We start from the raw sequence: 679 nt of genomic DNA, 5'->3' as shown, positions 1-679 counted from the left end.
GCCCTCGACGTTGCCGCCCTGCTCCACCGCCAGATCGACGATCACCGAGCCCGGCTTCATCGACGCGACATGCTCCGCCGTCACCAGGATCGGCGCCTTGCGGCCGGGGATCAGCGCGGTGGTGATGACGAGGTCCTGCTTCTTGATGTGCTCCGCCACCAGCGCCGCCTGCTGGCGCTTGTAGTCGTCCGACATCTCCTTGGCGTAGCCGCCGGCGGTCTCGGCTTGGCGGAACTCGTCGTTCTCGACCGCGACGAAGCTGCCGCCGAGCGACTGCACCTGCTCCTTCACCGCCGGGCGGACGTCGGTCGCCGAGACGATGGCGCCCAGCCGCTTGGCGGTGGCGATGGCCTGCAGGCCGGCGACGCCGACACCCATGATGAAGGCGCGCGCCGGCGGCACGGTGCCGGCGGCGGTCATCATCATCGGGAAGGCGCGGCCGTATTCCGAAGCGGCATCGACGACGGCCTTGTAGCCGGCCAAGTTGGCCTGGGAAGACAGCACGTCCATGACCTGGGCGCGGGTGATGCGCGGCATGAACTCCATGGCGAAGGCGTTCACGCCGGCGTCGGCGTAGGCCTTGACATGGTCGCGGCTGTTGTAGGGGTTCAGGATGGCGAACAGCAGCGCGCCTTTGCGGATCAGCGCCAGCTCGTCGAGGTCCCCTTCCCCGGCGATC

At 69.1% G+C, this 679-nt stretch carries 1 pseudogene; it reads right to left on the bottom strand.

Annotated features, from left to right (window positions below):
* A pseudogene (locus TSO352_RS01535) lies at nucleotides 1-679 on the bottom strand (NAD(P)(+) transhydrogenase (Re/Si-specific) subunit alpha); the annotation flags it as partial.

It is taken from the genome of Azospirillum sp. TSO35-2 (genome assembly GCF_003116095.1).
GTDB lineage: Bacteria > Pseudomonadota > Alphaproteobacteria > Azospirillales > Azospirillaceae > Azospirillum.
Note: the sequence above shows the minus strand (reverse complement) of the source record. Positions and strands in the feature narration are given on the sequence as shown.